We start from the raw sequence: 1010 nt of genomic DNA, 5'->3' as shown, positions 1-1010 counted from the left end.
GAAAATAATAATGATGAATTTATCTTATGCACCGCATAAACATCAAGAAAACTTGATTAGCGAATGGCAAGACTGCTATATCACAGCAGAAAAGAACGTGGGCATGATAGCTACATTAGACCTGTCTAGAATTGCGTATAACGAGCCTAAACAGTTTTTCTGGACATATGAATCGTTAGGAAAGTTATTAAGCCTTACAGAGCGTGAGAAGCCTTATACCAACGTCTATTTATCACTTAATGCTTTTTGTGAAGTAAATGGTCAGATGAAACGTAGTGCTAATAATTTAGCGCAGATTCGTAATGTAGGTATCGATTTAGATTGCTACAAGCTAGGCATCTCACCAGATCAATGTAAAGAAGAACTGTTTAAACTAATTGCACATAGTAAGTTACCTAATCCTAATTTAGTAATTAATTCGGGCAATGGTGTACAGCTTATTTATTCAATACAGGGGGGAGCAGCACCTACCAATGAAATTAAATGGCTGACAATGTACATAACAAGGGAACTAACTGGTCAATTGATTGATTTAGGAGCGGATTACCAAACTTGTACACTGGAACGAGTATTTAGATTGCCTTATACATTGAATAAAAAAGAGGGTTATCCCACAAAGCTAGTAACGGCTGAAATTTGGAATCGTAGAGAATGGCATCTTAATGAATTGATGGATTATGTGAAGCCGTATAAGCCAATGAAAAAGCGTTCTAAATTGCGTACAGTAACACCATTAAAGGGGTATAAAAAAGGCACACGCACGCTTACACAAATGAACATGGCACGTGCGAATGACATTTTAAATCTTGTACATATCCGAAATGGAGAAATTGAGAATCGTAACATCTTAACGTATGATTATGCATTTGCTCTGACGCTAGGAAGCGATATGAGCCATTTAGAAGTCCTTACAGCGACTTTTCAGCTTGATATTAGTTTCACATCTTCACAGAAGAAAAACGTCCTCAAAACGACTGTAAAGAGTGCATATGAGCGAGCTACAAAGTTTT

Annotated in this window: 1 protein-coding gene; it reads left to right on the top strand. The window is 36.8% G+C overall.

Annotated elements, in window-relative coordinates; genetic code table 11:
• On the top strand, positions 1 to 1010 hold a 1010-nt coding region (locus tag QI30_RS20615), incomplete at both ends, for an AsnC family protein (protein ID WP_158621082.1).

The sequence above is a fragment of the Candidatus Kurthia intestinigallinarum genome, from assembly GCF_003991225.1.
Lineage (GTDB): Bacteria > Bacillota > Bacilli > Bacillales_A > Planococcaceae > Kurthia > Kurthia populi.
The sequence above is the reverse complement of the archived record's forward strand: the minus strand, read 5'-3'. Positions and strand labels throughout refer to the sequence as shown.